7 protein-coding genes are annotated in these 5,681 nt (G+C 60.0%); 3 read left to right on the top strand and 4 right to left on the bottom strand.

From position 1 onward, the window contains the following. Positions 1 to 726, top strand: a 726-nt coding sequence (locus HMPREF2565_RS04855) for a type ISP restriction/modification enzyme (RefSeq protein ID WP_305764371.1), incomplete at its 5' end; no start/stop codon positions are given. A 162-nt stretch (positions 727 to 888) separates the two neighbouring features. Here the strand turns inward: HMPREF2565_RS04855 and HMPREF2565_RS04860 are convergent. Next, entirely contained in the window at positions 889 to 1,314 is a 426-nt protein-coding gene (locus tag HMPREF2565_RS04860; protein WP_046649324.1) for a hypothetical protein, read from the bottom strand. 83 nt (positions 1,315 to 1,397) lie between these two features. Then, positions 1,398 to 1,868, bottom strand: a complete 471-nt coding sequence (locus HMPREF2565_RS04865) for a hypothetical protein (protein WP_070515595.1) — start codon at positions 1,866 to 1,868, stop codon at positions 1,398 to 1,400. 185 nt (positions 1,869 to 2,053) lie between these two features. On the opposite strand from HMPREF2565_RS04865, the gene HMPREF2565_RS04870 reads away from it, so the two are divergent. Then, on the top strand, positions 2,054 to 3,208 hold the full coding sequence (locus HMPREF2565_RS04870) for a glycoside hydrolase family 25 protein (protein WP_070515597.1): 1,155 nt from the start codon (positions 2,054 to 2,056) through the stop codon (positions 3,206 to 3,208). Here the strand turns inward: HMPREF2565_RS04870 and HMPREF2565_RS04875 are convergent. Further along, positions 3,205 to 4,074 (bottom strand): spermidine synthase, encoded by an 870-nt coding sequence (locus HMPREF2565_RS04875; RefSeq protein ID WP_071406938.1) that lies wholly within the window; start codon positions 4,072 to 4,074, stop codon positions 3,205 to 3,207. The genes HMPREF2565_RS04870 and HMPREF2565_RS04875 overlap by 4 nt on opposite strands. 104 nt (positions 4,075 to 4,178) lie before the next feature. Here HMPREF2565_RS04875 and mnmA point away from each other — a divergent pair, with 104 nt between their 5' ends. Further along, positions 4,179 to 5,264 carry a tRNA 2-thiouridine(34) synthase MnmA gene (mnmA, locus tag HMPREF2565_RS04880; RefSeq protein ID WP_049157234.1) on the top strand — a complete coding sequence of 362 codons (1,086 nt, stop codon included), beginning with the start codon at positions 4,179 to 4,181 and terminating at the stop codon, positions 5,262 to 5,264. Positions 5,265 to 5,266: 2 nt separating this feature from the next. Here mnmA and HMPREF2565_RS04885 read toward each other — a convergent pair whose 3' ends face one another. Continuing rightward, positions 5,267 to 5,635 carry a PH domain-containing protein gene (locus HMPREF2565_RS04885; RefSeq protein ID WP_046649328.1) on the bottom strand — a complete coding sequence of 123 codons (369 nt, stop codon included), beginning with the start codon at positions 5,633 to 5,635 and terminating at the stop codon, positions 5,267 to 5,269. Positions 5,636 to 5,681: the final 46 nt, after the last annotated feature.

Here is a 5,681-nt window from a genome sequence, read left to right on the forward strand (position 1 = left end):
CCGCTACGCACCCCGAAACCGGAAGAGCCGGTAAAGCAAGGCGAAGCCAGCGTCTACGGTTCGATTGGCGAGGTCGTCGACGGCTACGTGCGCGTGGACAACATCACTGATGAGATTAAGGCTCTCTACCGTGATGCGCTGGGGTCAGACATCACGGGCGATGACATCTTCCACTTTGTCTACGGCAAGCTGCATGACCCCGTCTACCGCACGAAGTACGCGGCGGATTTGAAGAAGATGCTGCCGCATATTGAGACGCCGAGTTCACGTGCGGAGTTTGATAAATTCGCTGCTGCTGGCCAAAAGCTGATGGACCTTCACGTCAACTACGAGACCGTGGAGCCGTGGCCGTTAGACATTCAGGTCAAGGGCGATGAAGCAGACCGTGAGACGTGGCGCGTGCTCAAGATGAAGTGGGCCAAGCGCAAGGATCCGGAGACGGGAAAGAACGTCAATGACGTGACGAAGTTGATCTACAACAAGCGCGTGACCATTGCTGGCATTCCGGAAGAAGCTGACGAGTACATGCTGGGCTCGCGCTCGGCAGTCGCGTGGCTGATTGACCGCTACCAGGTCAAGAAGGATAAGGCTTCTGGCATCGTCAACGACCCTAACGATTGGGCCGATGAGGTTGGAAACCCGCGCTACATCGTGGACCTGATTGGGAAAGTCGTGCGCGTGGCGATGGAGACAGTGCGAATCGTGGATGGGCTGGGTTCCGAATAGCGATGCAATAAGCTGCGCCCGGTTACTCGTGGCTGCGGCTCATCCCGCTCAGGACTCCTGGATGATCAGGGTCCGCAAGCTTGGGTGGGGGCGTCGCCAAGCACTGCATAAGTATCAAGGTTTTGGACTTGGCACCTGGAGCCCAGCACCTAGGGTCGAGACCTAGAACAAATAGTTCGGCGCGAAGTGCGCGACGATGGGAATCACCGACGCGATCGAAAGCACGAGTGCGATGATGGCGTTGCGCTTGCGTTCGGGAACGTCAGAGTCAAGCGATGCGATGGCGATGAAGGCAAAGAGGGGCGCGAGAAAAGGCGTTGCAAACCACAGCCCGATGAACGCGAAAAGGCCGAAGAATCCGAACATGTAGGACGCGGCCCCATCAGGGCCTGATGCAGCGCTGTCTGCTAAGAGCAAGGAAAGGAATCCCAGCGCCCAGCTCCCCAGAAGGATAGCGGAGCCCCATAGGGCGAGTTTCTCGTTGAAGATTCCTGCTAAGCCGCGGCGTGGGGGAAGCTCAGATTCCTTGGGCTCTGCGGGCCGCTGTGGCTCATTGGGGAAGTGAGGATCGATGGAGGGCTGGTCCATGGGGGCTGTCCTTAGTCTGCATCAGTCTTTGGTGCTGACATTGGGCTGAGGTTGTTAAGGCTTAGACATCACAGAGGCAGCACCTAAAACATGTATTTCGGGCCGAAGTAGACAACGATGGGCACTATGCTCAATATCGCCAGCACGAGTGCGATTCTGGCGTTGCGTTTGCGTTCTGGCACGTCAGAGTCGAGTGATGCGAGGGCGAGGAAGGCAAAAAGCGTCGCGAGAAAAGGCGTTGCGATACACAGCCCGATGAACGCGAAAATGCCGAAGAATCCGAAGAAGAAGGACACGGCATCATCAGTGCCCGAAGTAGAGCTGTCAGCGATGAGCAAGGAAAGGAATCCCAGCGCCCAGCCGGACAGAAGGATTGCGGAGCCCCACAGTGCGAGTTTCTCGTTGAAGACTCCTTCCCAGCCGCGGCGTGGAGGTAGCTTCGAGGCTTTGGGCTCTTGGGGTGCGTTGGGGTCTTGAGATGCCTTGGGTGCGTTGGGTTCGGCAGGCTGCTGTGGCTCGTTGGGAAGGTGTGGGTCGATGGTGGGTTGGTCCATGGCGCTGTCCTTCGTCGGCGTCGTGATCACCTGATGGGGTGGTAGCGATGTGAAGCGCAGTCTAGCAGCGGTTGCTGCTGTTGGGAGCGGTTGTTGGGGAGTTGAGTTGTTGGTGTGGCAAAAGAGTTCAATGTTTCGCGTGTTGTTTCAGTGATTAGTGTTAATGCGGAGGTAGTGTGGCGCGCATGAGCCATGCACGTCGCCTTGTTACCGCCGCCGTTACCGCAGTAGCGGCCGTGGCACTGTCCGTATCCACTGCCGTTGCCATCCCGTCCTACGCACCTTCTGGTGTGGATGTCTCCGGCAATAACCACATGTCCCTGCGTGGGATCGATTGGGATGCTGTGAAATCCGACGGCCAGTCCTATGCCTTTGTCAAAGCCACCGAGGGCGTTGGGTTTGTCAACAACCACTTCGTGCGCGATGCCAATGCCGCAGCAGCTGCTGGTTTGAAGGTGGGCGCCTACCACTACGCACGCCCGGCAGGGGATGCCAAGCAGCAAGCGGCCAGCTTTGCTTCCCAAATCGCGCTGGTGCCGACGCAGACCCTGCCGCCGGTGCTCGACATCGAGGTTGATGAGGGCCTGAGCGCTAAGCAGCTGGAGGAGTGGATCGACACTTTCATGACGGAGGTAAGGTCCCTGACCGGCCGAACGCCGATGCTGTACACTTACAAGTACTTCTGGATGGGCCAGATGGGTAACACCACGCGCTTCTCTGAGTACCCGCTGTGGTTGGCGGCCTACCAGGACACCGCGCCGGACCCGGTCGGCGGCTGGGACAAGCTGGCCTTCTGGCAGCGCTCCGGTAGCGGCCGCGTAGCCGGCATCGAGACCGACGTTGACCTGAACCTCTTCAACGGCACTGAAGCCCAGCTGCACTCCTTCTCCGGTGGCAACTACATTGACTTCGGTGGCATCTTGGATGACTTGGTCATTCCGGGTGTGGACCTTGGTGATGACGCCGGTGTGCTGATTGCGGGCATCCTGGCTCTGGCAGCAGGTGCGGTGGCCGTTCCTGCCGTGGCCGATGCCGCGAAGGATGCGGGCTTGGACGTGGATCCGACCGGTCTTGTGAAGCAAGCAGAGAAGCTGCTCAACACCGGCGCTATCAGTGTCGATGATCTCAAGAGCCTGGCAAACAACGACGCCACCGTCGGCGACCTGGCCATCTTCCTTGACAACGCCCAGCACCTGCAGGACTTTGATGCCAACAACGTCAGCGAGCAGGACGTGGAGAATGCCAGCCGTGCCGCACGCAGTGCTGGTCACGCCGCGGGTGTGGAGATCCCGGCATTTGATTCCAAGCAGGTGGCGGACCTGCTCAAGAGCCTGCGCTAAGTCTCTTTAGGGCTTGAGTGTCCTTGACTCTCCGCGCTGTCCGGGGCGTCGTGGCGGGGGCTCGCGCCGGTAAAGAAGCGGCGGGTCCAGGACTCGTCGCGGAAGTGTGCGGGCACCGCACCGGAGAGCAGCGGCTTGGCCAGGGCGGCGGCTTCGGGGGAGCCGTCGTGGGGCAACTCGGTATCGGAGCCTATGAGGATGATGTTGCCGTAGCGCCGACCCTTAAGCATGGGAGGATCGGCGATAACGGCGACGTGGGCAAAGACCTCCGCCATGCCAGCTAGTTCTGCCTTCGCGCCCTGGAGATCGGAATGGTCACCGCAGTTGGCAACGTAAAGACCGCCGGGGGATAGGGTGGCGTGGGCGTGCTGGAAGAACTCTGTGGTGGTGAGAGGTTCTGGCGTGACAGCGCCCGCGAAGACATCGCGGATGATGACGTCAAAGCGGTTCGGCGGAAAGCCCTCGGTGACGGAACGTGCCTCGCCGGCGCGGATTTTCACGCGAGGAGCGGAAGGAATATCGGCCAGTTCCCGGATGAGCTCGGCCAATTTGGCGTCGAGCTCGACGACGGTGTTGTGGGAATCCGGCCAGAGGTCAGCGAAGTAGCGGGGAAGAGAACAGCCACCGCCGCCCAGGTGGAGCAGACGTTTGCCAGGGGCGAGGTTCTCTACCGCAGCGGCAATCCAGCGCATGTACTCAAACTCGAGGGTGCGAGGTTCCTCAGGGATGAGGTGTGAGGATGGCACACCATTGACGTTGAGGATGAAGGCACCGTCGCGGAAAGGATCCGGCTCGACGACGAGCTCGCCGGTGGAAATCTCGTAGGTGCCCGCGATGGAATTGGTGGTGTTGCGCTTTCTGCCCATAGTGCCTCTTAGCTTAGGGAATAGGCTGCGTGGTTCGTGTGTTGGGGTATGAGGTGCACCGCGACTAGCCTTGGTGGGCGATAACGAAACGAGAAGGGGAGAGCATGCGAGTATTGGTAGCCATGTCCGGCGGCGTCGATTCCTCGGTCGCAGCCGCGCGTGCGGTGGAGGCGGGCCACGACGTCATTGGCGTGCACCTGGCCCTGCACAAGGATGCGCAGCAGACACGTGAGAAGGCACGCGGCTGCTGCTCCTTGGAGGATTCCGCCGATGCCCGTCGCATCTGCGACAAGCTCGGCATTCCTTTCTACGTGTGGGACTTCTCTGAGGAGTTCAAGGAAGCCGTCATCGGCGATTTCGTGGACTCCTATGCCCGCGGTGAGACCCCGAATCCCTGCCTGCGCTGCAATGAGAAGATCAAGTTCGCGGCGCTACTGCGCAAGGGGATGGCGCTGGGCTTCGATGCGGTGGCCACGGGCCATTACGCCACAATCGACGATGATGGCTACATGCGCCGCTCCTTGGACGAGAACAAGGACCAGTCCTATGTGCTGGGTGTTATCACCAAGGAAGAGCTGGATCACTGCTTCTTCCCGATTGGCGATACCCCGAAGCCGCAGATCCGCGAGGAAGCCAAACGCCATGGCTTCTCCACGGCGGCCAAGCCGGATTCCTATGACATCTGCTTCATTCCGGACGGCAATACCCAGGCCTTCCTGGGCCGTTCCATCGGCCTGCGCCCCGGCATGATCGTGGATACCGAGGGCAATGAGCTCAAGGAACACGACGGCGCGTGGAACTACACCATCGGCCAGCGCAAGGGCCTCGACATCAAGACGCCGACTGCCGACGGCTCCCCGCGCTACGTCACCGACATCGACGCTGCCACCGGCACCGTCACCGTCGGATCGCGCGCCGACTTGGCCGTAACCCGCATTGAGGCCGATCGCCTGAAGTATCTGCACCCAGCGATGGAAGGTGACTTCGACTGCGAGGTGCAGGTGCGCGCCCACGGCTCTGTCGTTTCCTGCCGCGCTCACGTGGACCGCGAGGCCGACCGCATGACGCTGGAGCTGAACGAGCCGCTCTCCGGCGTGGCTCGTGGCCAGGCCGCCGTGCTCTATCTGCCGAGCCCGGATGAGCTGGGTGATATTGTCCTGGGCTCCGGCACCATCTGCGGGACTGAGTAGTTCTATCGAAGCACGCAGTCGGCGATGAGTCGGTCGAGGGCTCGAATATCGACTTTGGGCCCGATGTTGATTTTGAAGTGGCCAGCCCGTGTCCAGAGCTCCAGTTCAGCATTTACGTCCAGGAGCTTTCCGGCATTCTCCGTCGACCACATATTAATGGAGGAGTAAGGGAGAGAATAGATTTCGACTTTCTTTCCAGTGAGACCTTGAGAATCTCGGATAATCAATCGGTGGCTAGTGAAGACCGCTGCGTCTCGGACAGTTTTAAATGCGCAGATTGGCTTTTCGTTGGCTGCGAGAATTGACGGAATGTCGCTCGGAATCTCGCAAGGAGAATAGAAGGTCCAGCCAGAAAACTGTTCAAGTGCCACGGGAGTATCCTTTACTGGCTCTTCCGGTTTCGGGGTGCGTAGCGGG

The organism is Corynebacterium sp. HMSC072A04 (assembly GCF_001809235.1).
Lineage (GTDB): Bacteria > Actinomycetota > Actinomycetes > Mycobacteriales > Mycobacteriaceae > Corynebacterium > Corynebacterium hiratae.

Excerpts from the sequence above, each read along its gene's own strand:
- HMPREF2565_RS04860 (WP_046649324.1), bottom strand. The coding sequence starts at position 1,314 with ATGGACCAGCCCTCCATCGATCCTCACTTCCCCAATGAGCCACAGCGG.
- HMPREF2565_RS04865 (WP_070515595.1), bottom strand. The coding sequence starts at position 1,868 with ATGGACCAACCCACCATCGACCCACACCTTCCCAACGAGCCACAGCAG.
- HMPREF2565_RS04870 (WP_070515597.1), top strand. The coding sequence starts at position 2,054 with ATGAGCCATGCACGTCGCCTTGTTACCGCCGCCGTTACCGCAGTAGCG.
- HMPREF2565_RS04875 (WP_071406938.1), bottom strand. The coding sequence starts at position 4,074 with ATGGGCAGAAAGCGCAACACCACCAATTCCATCGCGGGCACCTACGAG.
- mnmA (WP_049157234.1), top strand. The coding sequence starts at position 4,179 with ATGCGAGTATTGGTAGCCATGTCCGGCGGCGTCGATTCCTCGGTCGCA.